The 22,154-nt window shown below is 36.8% G+C and carries 15 protein-coding genes and 1 riboswitch; of the genes, 4 read left to right on the plus strand and 11 right to left on the minus strand.

Translation table 11 applies throughout. The annotated features are described in order from the left end of the window. Nucleotides 1–49: 49 nt before the first annotated feature. The 4 genes from ACUN0F_RS06755 to ACUN0F_RS06770 form a co-directional block, all read right to left on the minus strand. Entirely contained in the window at nucleotides 50–2,806 is a 2,757-nt protein-coding gene (locus ACUN0F_RS06755; protein ID WP_000610133.1) for a DEAD/DEAH box helicase, read from the minus strand. Then, nucleotides 2,790–4,409 (minus strand): SWIM zinc finger family protein, encoded by a 1,620-nt coding sequence (locus tag ACUN0F_RS06760; protein ID WP_046955547.1) that lies wholly within the window; start codon nucleotides 4,407–4,409, stop codon nucleotides 2,790–2,792. Before ACUN0F_RS06760 ends, ACUN0F_RS06755 begins: the two co-directional genes overlap by 17 nt. Nucleotides 4,410–4,707: 298 nt before the next feature. After that, nucleotides 4,708–5,010, minus strand: coding sequence for a DUF3910 family protein (locus ACUN0F_RS06765; RefSeq protein ID WP_046955548.1), 303 nt, complete (start codon nucleotides 5,008–5,010; stop codon nucleotides 4,708–4,710). 79 nt (nucleotides 5,011–5,089) lie between these two features. Next, nucleotides 5,090–5,968, minus strand: a complete 879-nt coding sequence (locus ACUN0F_RS06770; protein WP_046955549.1) for a cell wall-binding protein EntA — start codon at nucleotides 5,966–5,968, stop codon at nucleotides 5,090–5,092. 664 nt (nucleotides 5,969–6,632) lie between these two features. On the opposite strand from ACUN0F_RS06770, the gene opuD reads away from it, so the two are divergent. Beyond that, nucleotides 6,633–8,147, plus strand: coding sequence for a glycine betaine transporter OpuD (gene opuD / locus ACUN0F_RS06775; RefSeq protein ID WP_264461349.1), 1,515 nt, complete (start codon nucleotides 6,633–6,635; stop codon nucleotides 8,145–8,147). A 613-nt stretch (nucleotides 8,148–8,760) separates the two neighbouring features. Here opuD and ACUN0F_RS06780 read toward each other — a convergent pair. The 6 genes from ACUN0F_RS06780 to ACUN0F_RS06805 all read right to left on the minus strand — a co-directional run bounded on the left by ACUN0F_RS06780 (nucleotide 8,761) and on the right by ACUN0F_RS06805 (nucleotide 18,054). Further along, a complete protein-coding gene (locus ACUN0F_RS06780; RefSeq protein WP_000988744.1) occupies nucleotides 8,761–10,062 on the minus strand; it encodes a glycosyltransferase family 2 protein in 1,302 nt (433 codons plus the stop codon). Further along, on the minus strand, nucleotides 10,059–10,814 hold the full coding sequence (locus ACUN0F_RS06785) for a GGDEF domain-containing protein (RefSeq protein ID WP_445539290.1): 756 nt from the start codon (nucleotides 10,812–10,814) through the stop codon (nucleotides 10,059–10,061). Before ACUN0F_RS06785 ends, ACUN0F_RS06780 begins: the two co-directional genes overlap by 4 nt. A gap of 411 nt (nucleotides 10,815–11,225) precedes the next feature. After that, a complete protein-coding gene (locus ACUN0F_RS06790) occupies nucleotides 11,226–12,437 on the minus strand; it encodes a NupC/NupG family nucleoside CNT transporter (RefSeq protein WP_064476164.1) in 1,212 nt (403 codons plus the stop codon). Between the two features lie 345 nt (nucleotides 12,438–12,782). Then, nucleotides 12,783–14,525 carry a C40 family peptidase gene (locus tag ACUN0F_RS06795; RefSeq protein ID WP_445539291.1) on the minus strand — a complete coding sequence of 581 codons (1,743 nt, stop codon included), beginning with the start codon at nucleotides 14,523–14,525 and terminating at the stop codon, nucleotides 12,783–12,785. Between the two features lie 209 nt (nucleotides 14,526–14,734). Further along, nucleotides 14,735–15,619 carry a D-amino-acid transaminase gene (locus tag ACUN0F_RS06800; RefSeq protein WP_088064822.1) on the minus strand — a complete coding sequence of 295 codons (885 nt, stop codon included), beginning with the start codon at nucleotides 15,617–15,619 and terminating at the stop codon, nucleotides 14,735–14,737. Nucleotides 15,620–16,125: 506 nt separating this feature from the next. After that, entirely contained in the window at nucleotides 16,126–18,054 is a 1,929-nt protein-coding gene (locus ACUN0F_RS06805; RefSeq protein ID WP_000665354.1) for an LTA synthase family protein, read from the minus strand. 545 nt (nucleotides 18,055–18,599) lie between these two features. Here ACUN0F_RS06805 and ACUN0F_RS06810 point away from each other — a divergent pair. Together ACUN0F_RS06810 and ACUN0F_RS06815 are read left to right on the plus strand one after the other, a co-directional pair. Then, nucleotides 18,600–18,965: a YkvA family protein gene (locus tag ACUN0F_RS06810; protein ID WP_000435500.1), complete on the plus strand. Its 366-nt coding sequence runs from the start codon at nucleotides 18,600–18,602 to the stop codon at nucleotides 18,963–18,965. A gap of 50 nt (nucleotides 18,966–19,015) precedes the next feature. Next, nucleotides 19,016–19,507 (plus strand): metal-binding protein, encoded by a 492-nt coding sequence (locus tag ACUN0F_RS06815; protein WP_264461346.1) that lies wholly within the window; start codon nucleotides 19,016–19,018, stop codon nucleotides 19,505–19,507. Nucleotides 19,508–19,625: 118 nt separating this feature from the next. Here ACUN0F_RS06815 and ACUN0F_RS06820 read toward each other — a convergent pair whose 3' ends face one another. After that, nucleotides 19,626–19,943 carry a DUF4870 domain-containing protein gene (locus tag ACUN0F_RS06820; RefSeq protein WP_001014100.1) on the minus strand — a complete coding sequence of 106 codons (318 nt, stop codon included), beginning with the start codon at nucleotides 19,941–19,943 and terminating at the stop codon, nucleotides 19,626–19,628. 297 nt (nucleotides 19,944–20,240) lie between these two features. On the opposite strand from ACUN0F_RS06820, the gene lldP reads away from it, so the two are divergent. Then, entirely contained in the window at nucleotides 20,241–21,896 is a 1,656-nt protein-coding gene (gene lldP / locus ACUN0F_RS06825) for an L-lactate permease (RefSeq protein ID WP_001099351.1), read from the plus strand. A gap of 71 nt (nucleotides 21,897–21,967) precedes the next feature. After that, a riboswitch (TPP riboswitch) is annotated at nucleotides 21,968–22,083 on the plus strand. The last annotated feature ends 71 nt before the right edge of the window (nucleotides 22,084–22,154 follow it).

The following is a 22,154-nucleotide window of genomic DNA, read 5'->3' on the forward strand; positions in this document are numbered from 1 at the left end:
CTAATAATCAGTGGGGATGAACAAAACCCCCACTGATTAAAGTTTCACTTTATACACCAAGTAATTCTTTTAGTTCATCTGTAGATAGTTCGGTCATCCAACTATCGGTTGTAATGACGGCATTGTTTAAGGATTGTTTTCTTTCTAACATTTCATCAATTTTCTCTTCGAGTGTCCCCGTTGTAATAAGTTTATGAACGTGAACGAAACGTTTTTGACCAATACGATATGCGCGGTCTGTTGCTTGGTTTTCTACAGCTGGATTCCACCAACGGTCGTAGTGAATGACATGGTTGGCAGCGGTTAAGTTTAAGCCAGTTCCACCTGCTTTTAACGATAAGATGAAAATGTCATACGTTCCGTTTTGAAACTGCTCGATCATTTTGTCACGTTCCTTCTTCGGTACACTACCGTTTAAGAAGAGGACGCGCTGACCGAAATGTTCTTCTAACACATTTTTTAGCATGTTCCCCATACCGATGTATTGTGTGAAGATTAAACAACTTTCATTTTGATCTTTTATATTTTCAATTAGTTCCATTAGCGTGCTCGTTTTCATGGAACGTTCGATGATGTCTTTTGGTTCTGTTTCTTTTAAATAAAGAGCGGGATGGTTACAAATTTGTTTAAGTTTGTTCAGCATGAGTAATATAAATCCGCGTCTTTCAATCCCGCTTAATCCTTCTACATTTTGCAATGTATCTTGAACAAGTTGTTCATATAAGGAAGCTTGTTCACCAGTAAGTGGACAATAAGCTTTCTGTTCTTGTTTATCTGGTAAGTTTAATGCGACGGTTTGATCTTTTTTCGTACGACGCAGTAAAAACGGCGAGATAAAACGTTGAACTTGTTGGATTTTTCCTTCGTCACGGTCCTTTTCAATCGGTGAGACGAAGCGGCGCTGGAATTGTCCTAAGCTGCCGAGATATCCATGATTAATGAAGTCGAAAATAGACCAAAGCTCGGCAAGTCGGTTTTCCATCGGTGTACCGGTTAAAGCGATTTTGTGATTTGCTGGCAAGTTTCGTACTGCTTTCGACTGTTTCGTATGTGGGTTTTTAATATTTTGCGCTTCATCCAAAATAACAGCATCCCAGCATAACGTACTAAGTTCTTCTTCATCAAGCTGAGCTAATGCATAAGATGTTAATACAACATCTGCTGATTGAAGGAAGTCTTTAAATGATTCGCCTTTCGCTCGGTTACTTCCATAATGTAACTGAACACGTAAATTTGGTGCGAAACGCTCAAATTCTTTTTGCCAATTTCCAAGAACAGATGTCGGTGCCACGATTAAAGCAGGGCCTGTTTGGAGATTGTTCTCTTTTATATATAGTAAGTAAGTGATCGTTTGAATGCTTTTTCCAAGTCCCATGTCGTCAGCTAATAATGCTCCGAATCCAAGCGTTCTTAAATATAATAACCACTCAATGCCATGTTGTTGATACGGACGGAGTGTTGCGTTTAGTGCAGAAGGGACATCTACTTTTGGAATATCTCCAATGTGCAATAGTTTTTGGAATAGCTCTTCATAATATCCATCTAGCTCGATTTCAATATCGGTAAATGGACTATCTTCTTCTACAATTTCTGTTTCAGCAGTGTTTGATAAATGTTGCTGAAGGACATCTTTCATTTCTAGTCCATATTTATCGGCACGGTTCATAAGCTTTCGTACTTCTTCAATAAAGGCTGGGTCCAGTCTCATCCATTGACCGTTTATATTGAATAACCGTTTGTTTTGTTCAACGAGTTCGAAAAATTCGCTTTCGGATAAATCAATGCCGTTTGTTGAAATGCGCCAGTCAAAGTTAACGAGTGTATTCATGCCGAAGAAAGATTGCGTTTGCGTGGCATTTTGCTTCAGCTGCACACGTAATTTTGGTTTTGTCGCTTTTAAATTTTGCCACCAGGATGGCAGTAAAATCGTAATACCTGCAGCGAGTAATTCGTTACTTGCTTCTGTTAAGAAGTTCCACGCTTCTGTTTCAAAGAGCTCACTTCGGAATGTATCGCCTTCTTTTAACCACGGTACGAGCTTACTGAATCCTTCTTGTGTTTCAAGGATACGTTCTTCATAATCGTGCCATCGTTTTGGCAAAGAATCGATACTTTCATATACATATATGCGATGTGCCCCGCGCTTTGGTGTAACAATTGTCTCAAGCTTCCACATTTCAAATTCTTCTTGCGGCTCTTGTAGCCGTAGTCCGATTGTAAAGGGAAGGTCATCTTCAATGTAACCAATTTTTCGAAGCCAATCTTCTTCATGTAGTGCTGCATCCAATTGTCTTTTCGTAAAGTCGTAATGTTCATAAAGTCTCTTGGCATCTTCCCATCCATCGTTTGAACGGTTATCTTGTAATATGCTTTCATTTACCGCGGCCGAGAAAAGAGATGCCAATGTGTCATCTTCGATTGGGGTATTTTGCACTTTCCAAGATGGTTGCTGAGACCAACGCTCCATATCAGGTACGAAGCTACCGCTTGTGAAGGCATCCCATAATTCGTTCGCATCTTTCGTAAGTGCTGTAATGGGGCCATTCATTTGAATATGTGCAAAGGAGTTCATCGGTTTATTAGCGATGTATTCAAATGCTTGTGCGTTTGTTAGCATAACACCTTGTTTTCCTTCAAAGGTCGCTTCTTTTAGAAACGTGCCGTAGAAGGAAGTGGAGTGCCACGTAAATGCATTTCGTTTCCAACTTGTTACGGATAATGGAGTACCGCTGTCATTTTCTCCCCAAAGGAACCAACCTTGACTAACGTGCTGGAGCCTAATTGTTACTTCAGTTTGATTGATCATCGATTAATTTTCCTTTCCGTAATTCCTCTTGTAGTGCACGCAGACGTGAATGTAAGTTTGCGATGTGAATAATGAAAGCATCCCATTCATCAGTGCGCTTTAATCGTTTATATAATGTACGTAATTTCTTTAAGTAACGAACTGCACGTCTATATGATTTGCGGTTTCGCTCTTCAATGGCCTCGGTAGCAGCAAGGTGATAAAGAGGAAGGGCTGCTTCTGGTGCTTCCTTTTCAATATCTTTCAGCGGCTCTTTCAAAAGTTCAATTGCTTCAAACCCATGTAAGAGCTGAAGTTCTGCCCATGTACGATATTGCTTTTTCGCGAGTACGTATTGCTCATAGTTTGCGAAACTATATGGTAGTAGCTCTTGCAAAATCATTTCGAGTCCGGCTTGTTCATTTGTATGGGTTGCATACGTTTCATACATGATGACAAATAAGCGAACGATATCTTTTATGAAAATCGTATTTTCGTGCTCATGTATCGTTTTCTTCACTTGTTTATACGTAAAGGAAAGCCAGTTTTTCGCACGATCCCACTGCATTGTATTTAATAGCTCTTCTAACCAATAGAAGTACAGACTTACAACAGAAGCAGGCTGTTTCTTTAGTAAGTCCATCGCTAATAGGTCTTCGTCATTTAAAAAGAGTAGATGAGAAGATGCTAATGCTTTGGAAAGTGGATTGATTTTCGTATCTATTCGCTTTTCTTCTTCTTGCAGTTTCTCTTTATTGTGTAAGAGTTCACTCCATATGTGACGATAAATAAAAAATCTTTCTTGCGTATAGGCGTCGGTGGAGAAGAATACTTCGTGAACGAGACGAGCTGTTTCTTGCAAAATTGTTTCAGACTCTGAAGGAATCGCTTCTGATTGTAAGTCCCGAACGATGGATTCCACTTTATCTACAAATAAGCGAACGACGTTAACAGGCTGGTGATAAGAATACGTTTTATTTGCTTCGAAGTCCTGAATTTCTTCTAATAATTTTTGAAAGCAATAAAGCGCTGCATGTAGCCTGAACAACTCATGTATCGCAACGATACGCGGAGCTTTCCGCTCGAGTTTCGTATAGAAGTCTGTAAAAATACTCATAAGAAAATACATTTGTTTATAAGTAAGCCGAGCTTGTTCTTTTTTAAATGATTCATATTCGTTGTCAAAATACGATTGCCAACTTTTATAATCCGTTTCTTCAAACGCTGATGATTGCAATACTTGTCTTGCAGTTCGAATAGGAGGAAGGGAAGGTTTCGTATTATTTTTAAATAAAGTTAATACATCTCCTACTTGCCCGAAACTAGATGCTGCAGATAGTAAAACAGCGAGCATATGCTCACATTGTGTTGGTGCAAAGCAATCGCAATAGCTTTCAGCGACGTTACGAATCGGGATATGGACGCTATATACGCTGCCTGCAGCATCTACAGTTCCTGATAGCGTATAACCATCAAAGTCAACGTTGTAGACAACACCACTACGATATAGGTGCCGAGCTGTAGCGACATGTTCCTGATCAGCTGTTTGCTGTGGATCTAGTCCTTGAACGAACTCATTCGCAATCATCATAATTTCATCTTTCGTAATTGAGTGTTGCAGCATAATATTCCTCCGTACACATATTTCTTTCCTTTACCATTATAAACAAAAAATGCTCAAAACAGAAAAAATGAAATTTGAATTATCATATTGTAACTATGAATGGAGATGGAAAGGTGTTTTTCAATATTTTTGAACGGCATCTTTTTTGTAGTTTACTTCACTTGTCAATCTTTGTCGGTAAATCGATATTTTGTGTCGAACCGTTAATATATTTTTCTCTACTCGTGTTTACGAAGGGAAAATAAAAAGGATATCACTTAGCCGAAAAAATCTGACGAGGTGATATCCTTTTTTACAATTAGGAGCGCGTTTCCTTTAATATCGCTTGCACATATGGATCATGTAATATTTGTTCTATAATTGGTAACATGTTTTGTTCGAATGGAATATCGATAGGAAATGGCTTTTGTGAGCCGGGTTTGATTCCATATTGGACAATTTTGTAATGTGTATTTTCTTCAAAGCTGAGCACAATTAATTTATATCGATTGTCATCGCCAGCGAGTGAAAAGTCAATGGAAGTAGCGTCGTATGTTACTTCATCTTTATATATATACGGTTTTGGTGTACCGATCCAGTCTACTTTTGCTTGTACATTCATGAACATAACCTCCTTATAGTTATTATAAAAAAATAAAAGCCAGCTCTCAACAAAGAGAACTGGCTTTAGCAGTCATTGGTTATTTTAAAATTTTCACTTTAACAGTTTTGCGTCCCCATTTTTGAGCAGCGCTATCTGATCCAAGTAGAATGTCGATACGGTTACCTTTAATTGCACCGCCAGTATCTCCAGCGATAGCTTCTCCGTAACCTTCAACCCATACTTTAGATCCTAATGGAATTACTTTCGGGTCAACAGCGATCATTTTCATGTTTGGGTTCGCTGTTAAGTCATGACCCATTGCAGTTAATACACGACCACCGTATGTGCCACCGTTTTCGCTTGGGTGAGCTGTATATGCTGTAGCTACAACTGTTAACTCACGACCACCAGAAGGTGTGCTAGTTTCAGCAGCTTTCACAGCAGGCTTAGCAGCTGGTTTTGCTTGTGCTGCAGGTGCTTGCGCTTTAGCTGGTGCTACAGTTTTAGCAGGAGCAGGTTGTTCTTGTTTCTCGATAACAGGTGCTGTACCTGTTAAGAAAGGAACGTGAACATAAGCTGTTTTCCCGTTATATTCAAATTGTAACCACTCATTTTGTACTTGGTTCGTTGTTTCGATCATATCGTCTTTCTTCAACGTTCCAAGAATTTCTGAGTTTGTGTTCGCTTCAGCACGTACGTTTAATACGTTAGCTGTTACGTAGTAGATGCTTTTTGTAAACTCTGTACTTACGAATGCGTCTTTACCATCTAAAGTGATTTTTGACCATCCGTTCTCTGTATTTTGAACATCTATTTTATTCCCGTTTAGTAATTTACCGACAACTTTTGATTCCGTAGTAGGGTTTTCGCGTACATTTAGTACGTCTGTTGTTACAACAGTTTCTGCATTAGCAGATGATGTGAAAATCCCAAGACCAAAAACTGCTGCTGTTGCTATTCCAATTAATTTTTTCATGATAGCCTCCATTGCGTTTGTTTTCGTGTCCTCATTATAGCAACAGATTTTTTCGGATTTGAGGAAAACACACAATTACAAACCATTCGTAATCAGTCGTTAACATCCTGTAATATAGCAAAAAACATAAGAAAGCGTTTTTCATTCTATATGATTAGTAGGTTTCTACTTATATTCAAAATATTTAATACAACATATTGTTTTCGGCGTAAATAAAAATATTACGGGAGTATTACATAATGTTTACTAAACAGTTACATTCCTTGAGTATTTTACCGTTTTATGGGTAATATAGTTATATAAACATAAACATTTCGTTTGTGAAACTATAAACACGTGCTATATACTAGCAAAAAAACCGCATAATTGTTACAAACAGAAAGGGTTGCAAGGAAGAAAAGTGCCCTTTTTTACATCTGTAACACATCCTTTTTTGGGAAAACACATTCCCATCCGCATTTTTCTCGCACAATTTGACAGCAGTATTTCGATCTTATAGCTCTTGCAGAGTAAAAAGATTATACGGAAGGTAAGGCTGTCCATAAGAATTCTAGTTGGTGAAGGTGAAAGTAAGAAAATCACCGTAAAATTATAGTTTTCTATCCGATTTTACATATCGGAATTTATGTTATTTACAAAAGTGAAACCTACGAAGGGGGATTTGATGAGGAAACTGACAAAAACATTCATCGTTTCATTAACATTATGTATTGCATTTACAATTTGGGGGATTATTCCCGAATCTATTATTGGAAAAGGTAGCCTAGGAAATGTAACGACTGCGATTCAAACGGTATTGGTTAGTAAGTTTGGATGGTTCTATATTATTTCTGTTTCTATTATTTTAGTTGTGTCTATCTTTTTAATTGTTTCGAAATACGGTTCTATTCGTTTAGGTAAAGATGATGATGAACCTGATTATAGTTATATGACATGGTTTGCTATGCTATTTAGCGCTGGTATGGGTATCGGTTTAGTTTTCTGGGGCGTTGCTGAACCATTAAACCATTTGTACGCACCTCCGTTTGGAGAAGGTGCAACTGAGGAAAGTGCACGTCTTGCATTACGTTTTTCATTTTTCCATTGGGGATTACATCCGTGGGGACTATATGCATTTGTAGCGCTGTGTATTGCTTACTTTACTTTTAGAAAAGGAAAAGCAAGTACAATTAGTGCGACAGTAGGCCCGTTATTCAAAAGCGGGGAACATGGACGTATTGCTCATTCATTTGATGTGTTAGCTGTTTTCGCAACTGTGTTTGGTGTCGCAACATCATTAGGTCTTGGTGCGAAACAAATTGCTGGTGGTGTTAGTTATTTAACATCTATCCCGAATTCATTGCCGACACAGTTAGTTATTATTGCAATCGTAACCGTGTTATTTATGTTATCTGCGCAAACAGGTCTTGATAAAGGAATTAAATATTTAAGTAATGCGAATATTATTTTGGCGTTTGCACTTATGATTATTGTATTATTTGCAGGTCCAACAAACTTTATTATGAATTACTTCACTTCAACAATCGGTTCTTATATTCAGGAATTGCCAAGCATGAGCTTCCGCTTAAGTCCATTAGATGAAGGTGGAAACCAATGGATTCAGTCGTGGACAATCTTCTATTGGGCATGGTGGATTGCATGGTCACCATTTGTAGGTACGTTTATTGCCCGTGTTTCACGAGGACGTACGATTCGTGAGTTTGTTATCGGTGTGTTACTCGTACCGACTGTAATCGGTGCGCTTTGGTTCTCTGTTTTCGGCGGGACGGGTATTCATATGGAGCTGTTCGGCGATGCACATATCTTTAAAGAAATTAAAGAGATGGGGACTGAAGTAGGATTGTTCGCTATGTTTGATCAGATGGGAAGCTTTGGATCAGCTTTATCTGTTCTAGCAATTCTTCTGATTTCTACATTCTTTATTACATCTGCAGATTCTGCGACATTTGTTTTAGGGATGTTAACGACACATGGTAGTTTAAATCCACCAAACCGTATTAAAATGATCTGGGGTATCGTTCTAGCAGCATTAGCTTCTATCTTATTATATGTAGGTGGATTAGAAGCCTTACAAACGGCAGCTATCATTGCAGCATTCCCATTCGTCTTCGTTATTTTCTTTATGATGGCGGCATTATTTAAAGAGTTACAAAAAGAAGGACGTATGAAGCGTCATTAATAATAGAAGAAAAAAGAGCTGATTATGTATCAGCTCTTTTTTATATAGAAGGAATTTGAACTCCACGTAAGGGAAATAAAATACTTTACTATGTAAGTAGTATGCCTTTTATACAAAGAAAAATCGATACATTTCGACAATATTCGATATCTTGCGGGTTCTATTCATATTTTTGACAAAAAATTGTCGGAAATGTGTTGTCACGTTTATGTATATGTGCTATATTATTTCCTGTAAGCGATTTCAAATAGTTTTAAAGCGCATTCAAGGGGGACATCTAGAATAATGAAACGTTACGAAAGAAAGTGGAAGCATATTTGTTTGAAACGTGTGGCACATCGTAGTGTCCAAGAAAGCACGGAACCTAAGACTGAAACGCGCAAAGAACAGCAAGAGAAGCAATTGGTTCTACAAAAATAGCAATCACTTTTTCGTATATAAATGAAGGTCAATCGTTCGTTGGGGGATGGACGTGAAATTACTTTCAGCTAAGGGGTATTGTCTGATATATATAATTTATACGGCAATAAATCAGCACAGAGCATACGGCGCTCTGTGCTGATTTTTATTTACAAAATAAAAATCAGTGGGAGAACTCCCACTGATTAAAGTTTTACTTTTCTTTTTTGAATCGAACTGTTTTATCCCAGCCAATGACTTGTTTCTTGCTCTTTGCACGTAAGTATAAAATTAAGCTGCGAATGAATAAGTACGTAAAGAGCTGTGCGTACGTAAAGTACATGATAACACTAATAAAAATATTAGTTGGTGTAAAGGTTCGTTCCACACTCTGGGCACTAAATAATTGAGAAACATATGTAATATATGCGACATACCACATAAATAGCAGCGGAATGCTATATTGAATTTGGAATATCCCGAGTAACCCAATTACAAACCAAACGTTCGAGATGATTAAGAATAGCCAAAATACAACATACACTAAAACTTGTTGTAAGGAATGGACGAGAAGTTTTCCTTTAAAGAAACTTAAGGAAGAAAACATTTTTTCTAAAATGTACAAGTTCCCTTGGAGCCAACGTGTACGCTGCTTAATAAGGATTTTTAAATGCTCAGGTTCTTGTTCCCATGTAATTGATTCTGGAACGATTGGTAAGAGATAGCCTTTTTGTGTAATTCGTAATGTTAATTCAGCGTCTTCTGCAATTGCATACGGATCATAACCGCCAAGTTCTTCTAATGCAGAGCGACGAAGAAGCATATTTGTTCCTGTTAGTGAACCTGTTTGGAATAGTAACCAGCGTCCTGATTGCATAAGGAGCTGGAAGATTTGAAATTCTAATGAAATCATTCGTGTTAGCCAGTTTCTGTTTTCATTTACAGTACGAACGTGACCAACAGCTCCAACAGCATCCTCGGTTGTTTCAGCGTGTTCTACAAGCATTCGCAGTGCATGTGGTTCAGGCTGGTTATCTGCATCATACACACAGAAGTATTCACCATCTGAAATACTAAGACCATAGTTTAATACACGCGATTTCCCTTTTGGTTCACCCGCCGGAACACGAATGTGACGAATATGAGCATAAGCTTTGTCAAAATCGTCACCAATTTCAGGTGTCTCATCTTGAGAGTTATCGTTTAATAAATAAACAGTTAGTTTACCTGGATATTCAATCTTTGCCATCGCCTCTAAAGTATCTTTAATAACGACCCCTTCATTGTGGGCTGGTATTAAAATGTCGACGCTTGGATAATGTTCTAGCGTACGATCTTTTCGTTTACTATTTCGGTGAACTAAACCTGCGAGTGTTAAGAAAGAATAGTAAACAAGTAAGGCAGAGAATAGAAAGGCTGTAAAGATAAGTATATACTTAATCGAAAATGTGATACTAATCCAAAAAACGAGTACGCAAAACAGAAGGAATAAAAGCAGTATAACGAGTGTCATCATAATAACGTCTTTCCTTTGTTCCCAATTTGCTCGCGTGAAATTTGTATATCTTGGATCGCTTCAGCAGCAAGCCATTGCTCCATTTTTGGCTTTAGACGGTTCATTACAATGTCAGCACCGGCTTCATTTGTGTTTTGTAATAAAATAACGAGCTTATTATTATCGTATTCAGCAGCAAGATCAAAGTCATCTCTTATCGTTTCAACTAATAATGAAGCTACACGGTTCATAACACTTTCCTTTGTATATTTACTAAAGGAATTGAAATCAAAGTAAATAATAACACCTGTTTCATTACGACGATTCATTGCAGTGATTAATAATGCTTGTCGTCTTTCGAATTCTTGTCTTGTTAATAATTTTGATTCTCCAATGTATTGTTCTAACGTTCTCACACGTTTGGTTAATTCTTTATTTTCATGAATAACCTTCTTTAATAAATGAGTTGAGATATATACGATGAAGAAGTTTGCTGCCATTAGGAAGTGAGTAATAATGTATTCCCATTGTTCTGATGTACTCCATAAGTAAAGCCATGCTTGGTAGAACAGATAGAATACCGAAGTAATGGTTCCTAATATAAAGAGAACAAATGCGGTTTTATCAGTCAATAATAGAAATAGTACATTAACAATTACATATATAATTGTGAAAATGATAGCATGCTCATATTGCGTTACATGTACAGTTGTAAAATAAAATAAAATTTGTAAAATCCACATAGAGAGGACTTTATAGAAGTTATCTTTCACAAAACTTTCCTCCTTAAAGGTAATTCATGCAAGGATACTTGTAGTATGCACAATTATTAAGAAATAGACCGGATGACTAGGTTATTTTGGAGAGCAACAACAAGTAGTATCTCTATTTTGCAAGAAAAAATAAACAGACTTACTAATTATTGTATCATAATGTTCTTATATTTAAGCATAAAGTATTTAATATATACCAAAAAAATATACAACATATAATAAAAAGCCCCCTCTTTAGAAAGAGGAGACTTTGCGTCATTTTATCCGACTTTAATGGGCAGTAAGACCCCCACCTCAAAATTCAGCGAAAGCAAAGAAGTTAGGTGAGGATCAACTGCCCATAAAAGTCCGATTGGTTCAACTAATAATCAGTGGGGGATGAAGAAAACCCCCACTGATTAAAGTTTCACTTTATAGGAACATCATACCTGCAACTGCTGCATTTAAGAAGTTTGCTAATGTACCAGCGATAACTGCTTTAATCCCTAACTGTGCAATTTGTTTACGGCGAGTAGGAGCTAACGTTCCTGTTACACCTAATTGAATTGCGATAGAAGAGAAGTTTGCGAATCCACAGATTGCGAATGTTAAAATTAAATTTGTTTTTGCAGAGAACTCTGCCATGTGTGGTCCTAAGTTTGCATATGCAACGAATTCGTTGATTGCAAGTTTTTGACCGATAAAGCTTGCTGCTTGTACAGCTTCACCAGGAGAAACCCCGATTAAGATTGCAAATGGTGATAGTAAGTAACCGAAGATTAAATCAAGGCTAAGTTTAATATGGAACAGAGAGCCAATTAATCCTAACAGACCATTTAATAAAGCGATTAATGCGATGAAAGCCATTAACATGGCTGCTACGTTAATAACAAGTTGCATACCTTCAGATGCACCACGTGCTGCTGCGTCAATAACGTTTGCATCTTCACGTTCTGTAGAAAGTTCAACGTTATTATCTACTTTTTCTGTTTCTGGCATAATTAGTTTCGCGATTAATAAACTTGATGGAGCTGCCATAATTGCTGCTGCTAATAAGTGTTCTAACGGAATACCCATTGCTGCATAGCCGACAAGAACTGATCCGGCAACAGCTGTCATACCACTTACCATAATAGTGAAGAATTCACTATTTGTTAAACGTGCTAAGTAAGGTTTGATTAAGATTGGAGCTTCAGTTTGTCCTAAAAATACAGTGGTTACTGAGTTTAAACTTTCTGCTTTAGAAGTTCCAAGAAGTTTACTTAATGCACCACCAACGACACTAACAAATTTCTGCATAATACCGAAATGATATAAGATTGCAACTAATGAACTAATAAATACGATTGGAAGTAGTGCTTGAATGAAAAAAACAAATCCCCAAGGGCCTTTTGCGTTGACTAAATCCCCAGCAACGAACTTAATTCCCTCGTAAGAAAAATTAATTAATCCTTGAACGCCATCTGCAGCGTATTTTAAACCTGCTTTTCCGGCATCCCATCGTAATACGATAAATGAAAATGACATTTGTAATGCTAGCGCGATTAAAATTGTGCGCCAATTAATAGCTTTGCGGTTGGAAGATAGTAAGAAAGCAATTGCTAATACTCCAATCACGCCGCCAATTCCCCATAAAAGATTCATGCAGTGTATGCTCCTTCCTCATAGTAAAAAAAGTGTATAAACCAGTTGTCTATACGTTTACGAATATAACATCTTAAGTAACTTATCATAATGGACATCGGAGGTCAAACGTCTAACGAAAAGTTTAAATAAAAAGAAAATTCTTTAAAAAAACACATATAAAATGATTAGACATGAAATAGGTTATGTTTTTTATGTGAAAATATACATTATGATAACGTTATGGAGTGTTTTTGTAGAATATAGTGTATGAAATAGGGAAATAGATACATTATTTTTTCGGGGATATAGGTGACATATATTAAAAAGAGCCTTCTAGTAATCTAGAAGGCTCTAAAATATAACTTAAGGTGCTTTCGTATAACCTAAGAAGTGCTTACTCCAATAAGAATTGCTTAATGAAGCGATTGCGACACCTTTATCTCCGGCTTGAATAAATGATCCGCCTCCAAGGTAAATACCCATATGAGAAGGACCTGCTTTATAAGTGTCTTTGAAATAAATTAAGTCACCTGGTTGTGGACTTGAAGTTTGTGGTAAGCTGCTCCAATATCCTGCAACACTTTGACGACTAATGTTATGACCAAATTTCTTAAATACGTGGTAGATGTAACCACTGCAGTCAACACCAGTAGCAGAAGTACCGCCCCAAACGTATGGTACGCCTTGCATTCCTTTTGCGTATGCAAGTATGGAAGAACTATCACCACTATTATTGCCTGTATTATTGTTGTTATTGTTTTGATTGTTATTTTGGTTGTCGTTAGGCTTATTATTTACAGCGCCACCAACTGGTGTTTTAGATAGGAAACGTGTTCCGATATAACCATTTTGACCGTTGTAGTTAATTTTGCTCCATCCAGAGTTTTCAGAGATTACTTGAACTTTCTGTCCTTGTGGAAGTGCGCCTATGATTCTATAATTTGTACCTTCGCCGCTACGTACGTTTAGTGCAGAAGCATTAATGTAGTAGTCACCAATTGCACCTTGATCAGGTTGTTTTGGTTGTTCAGGAGTAGCAGTGCCACCTTTAACGAATTTTACAAACTCGCTACTAACGAAGCCTGTTTTTCCTTGATAGTTTACTTTAAACCAACCGTTTTCAGATCCAACTACGTTTAATGTAGTACCATTTAACACGCCACCAATTACACTATGGTAAGCAGCAGGGCCTGTACGAACGCGTAGAGATGTTGCGTTAACAACGTAAGTACCGCCAGTTTGAACAGTTACATTATTGTTTTGTTCTTGTTTGTTATCTTGGTTGTTTCCTTGTGTAACGTTGTCGTTAGAACCGCCTTTTGTTACGTAGTCTTTGCTTACGTAAGCAGTTTGTCCTGCATAATTGATTTTGAACCAATCTTGAACTTCTCCAACAACTTGTACAACTTGTCCTTTTGTAACAGAAGCTACAGTTGTATGAGAAGTGCTAGGACCTGTACGAACACGAAGGGAAGATACATTTACTGTATAGTTTCCGCTTGCTGGTTTTACAGATTCTTGGTTGTTATTATTTGTATTGTTGTTTGAAGAACCTGCATTAGAAGAAACGCCAGATACGAATTCGCCACTTACATAACCTACTTGTCCATTATGGTTGATTTTCACCCAACCATTTTCTTGGCCGACAACGTTTAACGTTTGTCCTGCATATACACGCCCAGAAACAGAACTAGAAGTGTTAGGAGCTGTACGCACACGTAATACATCGGCAGTAACTTTATTGGTCCCACCTGTTGTACTTACATTAGAATTGCTTGCTCCATTTTTTGATACAAATTCGCCACTAACAAATCCTGTTTTTCCATTAATGTTAATTTTGAACCAACCATTTTCTTCGCCAATCACATTTAATGATTGACCGTTATAAACACGCGAGATGATGTCGTGAGAAGTACTTGATCCTGCACGAACATGTAATACGCTAGTGTTTACCGTATAAGATGAGCTGTTTGATGCGGAAGCTTGGACAGTTTGTGTAGCAGCTTTTTGTGTATTTTGTTCAGGGGCAGCTTGAACACTATCAAGTGTAGGTGCTGCTCCTCCTGCTACAGACACTGCCGCAAGACCGGCAAGGTATTTTTTCATAATTTGTCGATTCCTTTCTGTCTGTAATGTAGTGAAGAAATATTTACCAACTGTTAAAAATTCTAAAGAGCATGTCGATTACTGTCAAGACTTATGCGGGAATCTGAATATGACAAAAAGATTACAAGAAAAAATCAAGGCGTAAATTACACCTTGATTTCCATTTAAATACATATATTGAATGTAGAAAGGTTAGAAATTATTCGTGTTTAAGAAGATGACATATTGGATTGTAACAAGCTTTGAGAAAAGGATCTTTGCAACATTTTTGTGATAGGACCAACTTGACCATCTTGGATTGCAGTTCCATCAAGGTGAGTCATCGGCAAAATTTCAATCGTCGTTCCTGTAAAGAAACATTCATCCGCTTGATAAACATCGCGAATGCTAAACAGTTCTTCTTTTACCGGAATGCGAAGGGTTTTCGCTAAAGAAAGGACATATTGACGAATGATGCCATTTAAAATAAGGTGATTGGCTGGATGTGTGTATAGAGTTCCGTTTTTTATGAGAAAGAAATTAGAACAACTTCCCTCAGTTACAGTACCATTTCGTACGAAAAGAGCCTCTTTACAACCTTTACGTTCAGCTTTCGTAGCGGCTAATACATTGGGTAATAAATTTAATGATTTGATATCACAGCGTAGCCAGCGGGTATCTGGTTCTGATATAGCACGTACACCATATTCAATCCATAACGCGGGTCTTTCTTTCTTCGTAATATAGGCATAGATTGTCGGCGGGACGTCATATGAGAATGTGTGGGTACGAGCTTGTACACCACGAGATACTTGTAAATAAATCGTTCCATCTTCGTAGAAATTATTATTTTCAATTAGTTTGTAAAGCAGGATAATAAGTTCTGCTTTTGAGAAAGGGAGTGATAATTCTATTTCTTCCATGGAGCGATATAATCTTGTGATATGCGGATCTAATAAGTGAAAGTTCCCTTTATATAGGCGAATAACTTCGTAGACACCATCTCCAAACTGTAAGCCTCTTTCTTCAAGTTCTATGTACGCGCGATGTTTTGTTGTATCAATAACTGCATCATTCCATAGTACAAATTTTTCGTATGCCAATTTCTGTCCCATCCTTTCGTAAGTGCATAAGTAAAGTGAAGCTTTCATTCGGAATAAAAATCACTATAGTAATTTTTATGTGAGTACTTCTTTACATATGACGTATATGTATTTGTAAATGGTAGAGAAGTAGTAGTGATTTACAGCATTTTGTATATACAAATTCGAAAATGAGAAATAAGAATCCTGCTTTTGAATAAAAAAAAGCAACATTCTGATGGAATGCTGCACAAGGAGGGTAGCTATCTTTCATAGGGACATCGTCTTATTGAATGTTTTGTGTATGGAAACAAAACATATTGAAAGACAATTATAAGAAAGTAGAAATAAATGATTCATATATTTCTTTAAGGGATCTTATTACAGATGAGAGATAAGAAATATATAGAACCTTGCTTACATATTTTATTATAGAGATGTTTCATTAATTCTATGTGAATATTTGGTAAAGGTTATGTAATGTTAAAGTTAATGAATATAAGTGATTGTATGGAGAAATAAAAAAAAAGAGGCTGAGATTACTCAGCGCTCTTCTTTTCTTCTTTAATAGCTGTCTTTACTTCACCAGTTTTGGTCTTATTACTTTCAGAGAAGCGAAGTAAGTCACCTTCAATGATTTTGTCAGACATGTTCAATTCATTTTGGGCACGATCAATGAGTGGTTGAGATTCTTCTTTTGGTAATTGTACAACTTCGCTAGTAGTACGGTCGTAGAAAGTACTGTTCGTGTACATGTACTTATCTGTAATGAAGCTACCGTCACGAAGAACAACGAATCCTTTATTATCAGGTGAGAATACATCATGACCAAATTGAACTTGATTCGTAGAATCTACACCAAGTAAGTTTAGAATTGTTGGTTTAATGTCAATTTCACCAGTTGGTTTTGAAATTGTTTTACCTTCTTTTTGACCTGGAACGTGAATAAACATCGGTGTTTTTTGTAAGTTCATATGGTCAAATGCAGTGATTTCTTCTTTTCCTAAGAACTGTGCCATTGCACGGTTATGGTTTTCAGAAATACCATAGTGGTCACCGTAGAATACGATAACTGAGTTGTCGTAAATACCTTCTGCTTTCAGACGTTCAATAAAGTGTTTCATTGCTTCGTCTAAATAGCGAGCAGTTACCATGTAACGGTCAAATACGCCATCACCAGAATTGTATTCATCGATTAATTTCGTGCTGTCATCATAAGTGAATGGGTAATGATTTGTTAAAGTAAGGAAGCGAGTATAGAACGGTTGCTTCACTTCTTTTAACATATCGATAGATTGATCGAAGTATTCGATATCTTTTAATCCCCAATTTAATTTCGTTTCTGGCGTAATCTTGTAGTCAAGCTCGTTGTAGTAACGATCATAACCAAGTGCCGGATACATAATGTTACGGTTCCAGAATGTTGCGTTGTTCGCGTGGAATACTGATGTATGGTATCCTTGCTCACGTAAAATTTCTGGAGTTGCTGTATATTCGTTATTACCGTGTGTGAAGAATACAGCCCCACGGTCTAGTGGATACATGGAAGTATCTACTAAGAATTCAGCATCAGATGTTTTTCCTTGCCCAGTTTGATGGAAGAAGTTATCAAAGTAATAACTTTCTTTCGTAAATTGGTTTAAGAATGGTGTAACTTCTTGTCCGTTAACTGTTGCACCAATTAAGAATGTTTGTAATGACTCAAGAGAGACAACAATTACGTTTTTCCCTTTTGCCGTACCAAACATATTTGGATCTGGTTTGCTTTGCGTTGTTTTTACGTAGTTCTCTGTTTCCTGTAATTTACTACCGTCAGCAAAAGCTTTTTGTGAACTTGATTTTGCTTGTAAGCCAAGATCATACACTTGGTGTACATATAAACCTAAGTTTTTAACAAGCATAACGCGGTCGAATGAACGTGTTAATAGTTCAGGACGCTCAGCTTCTGCAAGTCCTAAGTTTGCGAAGAAAATAGCAACTGTTGACACGAAGTATAGGGAACGCATTGGGCGTGCTACACGTTCTGTCGGTGCAAAATTCTTCATCTTCTTCAATAAAATGAAGAATACAATAATATCAGCAAATGCAAGGATAATTTTGTAGTTAAACAATTCTTTCACACTAGAACCTAAACTTCCAAAGTTAGATGTTTGTCCTAGTACTGGTAAAGTAACGAAGTCATTGTAGAATCCGTAGAACATTACGTTACCAACAAGAACGATTGTTAAAACAAAATTAATTCCAAGTGCTATATAGTTACGTTTTTTCCCTTTTGCAAATAATGCAAGACCAACAAGCAGTAATGATGCTGCTAATGGGCTAAGGAATAAAATGAATTCTTGCATGAAAGATTCAAGTTTTAAATCAAAGCTTGTGCGTGTAATAAGATAAGTCTTCAGCCATAAAGCTAAAGCTACGAATACAGTGAAACGCACATTTTGAAATTGTGATTTCAAGGTTTCTTTCATTCATTTCCACCCTTTCTCTATCAGGCTTGGTCGATTTTGGAGCGAAAAATGCTAAAATAAAAAATACATAGTTTTCTTGGCCATAATTAGAGGTTCTATATTCACCCATATACGACTATAACTATGCATACCCTTTTGGTTTCTTGTGCTGCTCATAAGCATAACGTCATTTCTGTATTATACAACAAAATTCATTTCTGAGAAACACTATAACATTTTACATTTTTTGTATAAGATTTGTCACTACCAGAGAAAACTTTAACATTCGTTTATATGTCCGTCAACTAGAAAATATAACAAAGGTAGAGCAGAATGTTAAGTGAAAGTGAAAATTTTCTTGTTGAGAAATAAGAAATGACAATGGGTGAGTGGTTATCTAGAAACCTATTATATGAAGGAAAGTATGTAAAAATTAACGAACACTTGTTCTTTTTTCGTTTGTTTGTTACAATGAAAGTTCATTGATAGATTATGTGTAATTTTGATGAACTTTTACTGATAACATATTGTAGCTTATTTCTTTAAAAAAATAGGGAGGCTTTTACATGGAACAAAAATTTTCAGTTGAAGCGTTTTGGAAGAAAGCAAAACATGTTGCAAAGCAAGCGGGACAGTCGGTCATTTATGCAAGTTTATTATTGTTTTATGTTTTGCAAAGACCTGATGTTCCAAAGCGAGTGAAAATTATTGTGATTGGAGCACTTGCTTATTTTATTGCACCAATTGATGCCATCCCAGATTTCATTGCTGGAGTTGGTTATACAGATGATTTAGGGGCGTTAATGGCTGCTCTATTACAAGCGTCGTTATACGTCAATGAAGAGGTGAAAGATAAGGCACGAGTGAAGTTGGCAGAATGGTTTGGTTCGGATATAGACACATCCTTTATCGATCAGAAATTAGATCAATAGGTGAGAACTGTCATATGGTGACAGGGCGAACGTAAGCGAGGAAGTGCATTATGCCATCAGGAAAAACGCATACGAAAATAAACTTAATATCCCTTCCGGTTGTTTTGTTTATGCTCTTTTCGTATGGATTAACAAACTTGGATTTTTTATTAACTTTTGCAATTGGCTTTTTAGTAGGTACTTCATTTTTAACGCCGGATTTAGATACATATAGTAATGCGTATAATAAATGGGGGTTCCTACGTATATTTTGGTATCCGTATAAGAAGGTCATGCCGCATCGATCCTTCTTTACACATACAATTATACTTGGTGATGTGATTCGTATTGCATACATGTTAATTGTGTTTTCTCCGTTTTTATTCCTATTAAATGTAATCGCGCTTGATGGGAATTTAATAGAAATTGCGAAGGAACATGAAGTTGAAATTGTAACGTTCATAATGGGAATTATTGTAGCAAGTACCCTTCACATTATAGCGGATAAAGTGAATACGCGCCGCAAAAAAATGATGAGAAAAAAGAAGAAACGCAGAAGATAAAAAAAACGTCCCAAAAGGTATTTTGGGACGTTTTTTTTCTTATTAAAAGATTGTCGTATCGCCGATAAAACTTCATTTATTATGATGCATACTGTTTTAATCAAACGTTTGTTTAAACTTAAGCTTTCAGTACTTTAATACCTTTTACGATGTTCCAAATAAAGTAGTATAAGCTAATGATTCCGCAAATACATAAGACAATCATTGTACCGATGCCCAGTGTTACATCCGGTTGATCAGATCCAAGACCCATAATTCCTAAAATAGTTACGCCAATGAATGTAGCGATACTTGGGATAATGTGTGTCCATAGAGCACGTTTTGCATGTGGTTTCGTTTCCGCATCGCCCACAATCCACACAATAATAGGGAATAAGATAGGGGCAAATAATACACTAAAGTATGATAAAGCTGCTAATATTTTGTTTCCGTTCATATATATCACCTCATAAATAATGTCCGTTGTTATACTATTATTATGCAATAGTTTTGGCAAGCTTTCTATCGATGAACATTACAAGAACATGACGATTTTGTAAGATTTTTTCGTTAAATAATAAAATTTTCAAAAAAATCTTTTTAAATAGAAATTGTTATGGTACAGTATAAATGAAAGTTATTGAAAACGTTTTCTTAAACGTTTTTTTATTTTTAGGCTTAAAGGTATGATGACCTGATAGTCTATTGATAAGGTTATTCTATTTAAAAGGGGATTCTTTAGGGGGAGAGAACAATGAACACATGGACACAAGTTTATGATCCGTTCGGAAACATTTGGATTTCGGCAGCGGTCGCACTTATTCCGATTATCTTTTTTTTCTTAGCTTTAGCAGTTTTCCGCATGAAGGGGTATGTGGCAGGATTAATTACAGTTGTACTTACAATTTTAGTTGCGTTATTCGCTTATAAGATGCCGTTCACGATGGCGATGGCAGCGACGGGATATGGTTTCTTATACGGACTATGGCCAATTGCTTGGATTATCATTATGTCGGTATTTTTATATAAAATATCTGTGAAAACAGGTCAATTCGATGTGATTCGTGCATCTGTATTATCCATTACGAATGACCATCGTTTACTCGTTATTTTAATCGGTTTTTCATTTGGAGCATTTTTGGAAGGGGCAGCAGGATTTGGTGCACCAGTAGCGATTACCGCAGCGCTTCTTGCAGGTCTTGGGTTAAATCCTTTATATGCAGCGGGTCTTTGTTTAATCGCAAATACGGCACCGGTAGCGTTCGGAGCGATGGGAATTCCGATTACAGTTGCTGGACAAGTAACAGGTATTGATCCGCATAAAATTGGACAAATGGCTGGGCATCAATTACCGTTCTTATCATTATTTGTTCCGTTCTTTATCGTATTTTTAATGGATGGATTTAAAGGAGTAAGACAAACATGGCCGGCTCTATTTGTAGCAGGTAGTTCATTTGCAATTACGCAGTTCATTACAGCGACGTTCTTAGGACCAGAACTTCCGGATATTACGTCGGCACTTGTAAGTTTAGTGAGTTTATCGCTATTCTTAAAAGTTTGGCAGCCGAAAGAAATCTATCAGTCTAAAGAAGCAAATAGTGAAGTAGCAGCAACGGCGATATCTATGCCGAAACTAACGGTAGGAAAAGTAGTAAAAGCATGGTCTCCATTCATTATTTTAACTGTGATGGTAGTCATTTGGAGCCAAAGTTTCTTTAAAGCATTATTTGCTCCAGGCGGTGCTTTGGAAAGCCTTGTGTTTAAGTTTGAAGTTCCAGGCTTACACAATTTAGTAATGAAAGCAGAGCCAATTGTAAATAAACCGACGCCTTATGAAGCAATCTTGAAATTAGATATTTTATCAGCGACGGGAACAGCAATTTTAATTGCTTGTATCATTTCTATCTTTATTTTGAAAATGAGTGCAAAAGATGCAGTAGTAACATTTAAAGAAACGTTAAATGAGCTTAAGATGCCAATTCTATCTATCGGATTCGTATTAGGATTCGCGTTTATCGCAAACTATTCTGGTCTATCTTCTACATTAGCATTAGCACTTGCAGGAACTGGCGGACTATTCCCGTTCTTCTCACCATTCCTAGGCTGGATCGGTGTATTTTTAACAGGATCCGATACGTCAGCGAATGCACTGTTCTCGAATTTACAAGCGATTACAGCGCAGCAAGTCGGTGTATCTGAAGTACTTCTCGTTGCAGCAAATACAACGGGCGGTGTAACAGGAAAAATGATTTCACCGCAATCGATTGCAATTGCTTGTGCAGCAGTTGGACTTGCTGGAAAAGAATCAGATTTATTCCGCTTTACAGTGAAGCATAGTTTATTCTTCGTAATTATTGTTGGTATTATGACGTATGTACAGGCATATTATTTAACGTGGATGATTCCATAAACAACAAAAGAAATAAACTTTGCATTTTTCAGATTATCGTGTATGATGGGAAAGTATTGAAAATTAAATCAGTGATAAACTAGGGGTGCCTAACGTATGCGTAGGCTGAGAGAGAAGCGTGTGAACTTCTTAACCCTTTGGACCTGATCTGGCTCGTACCAGCGTAGGGAAGTTAACGGCTTTACATAATGATGTCTTTATGAGCCAGGTCCTTATTTTTTTATGGACCTGGCTCTTTTTATTTTGGCATACGCTGGC

The organism is Bacillus sp. 1A (assembly GCF_052682215.1).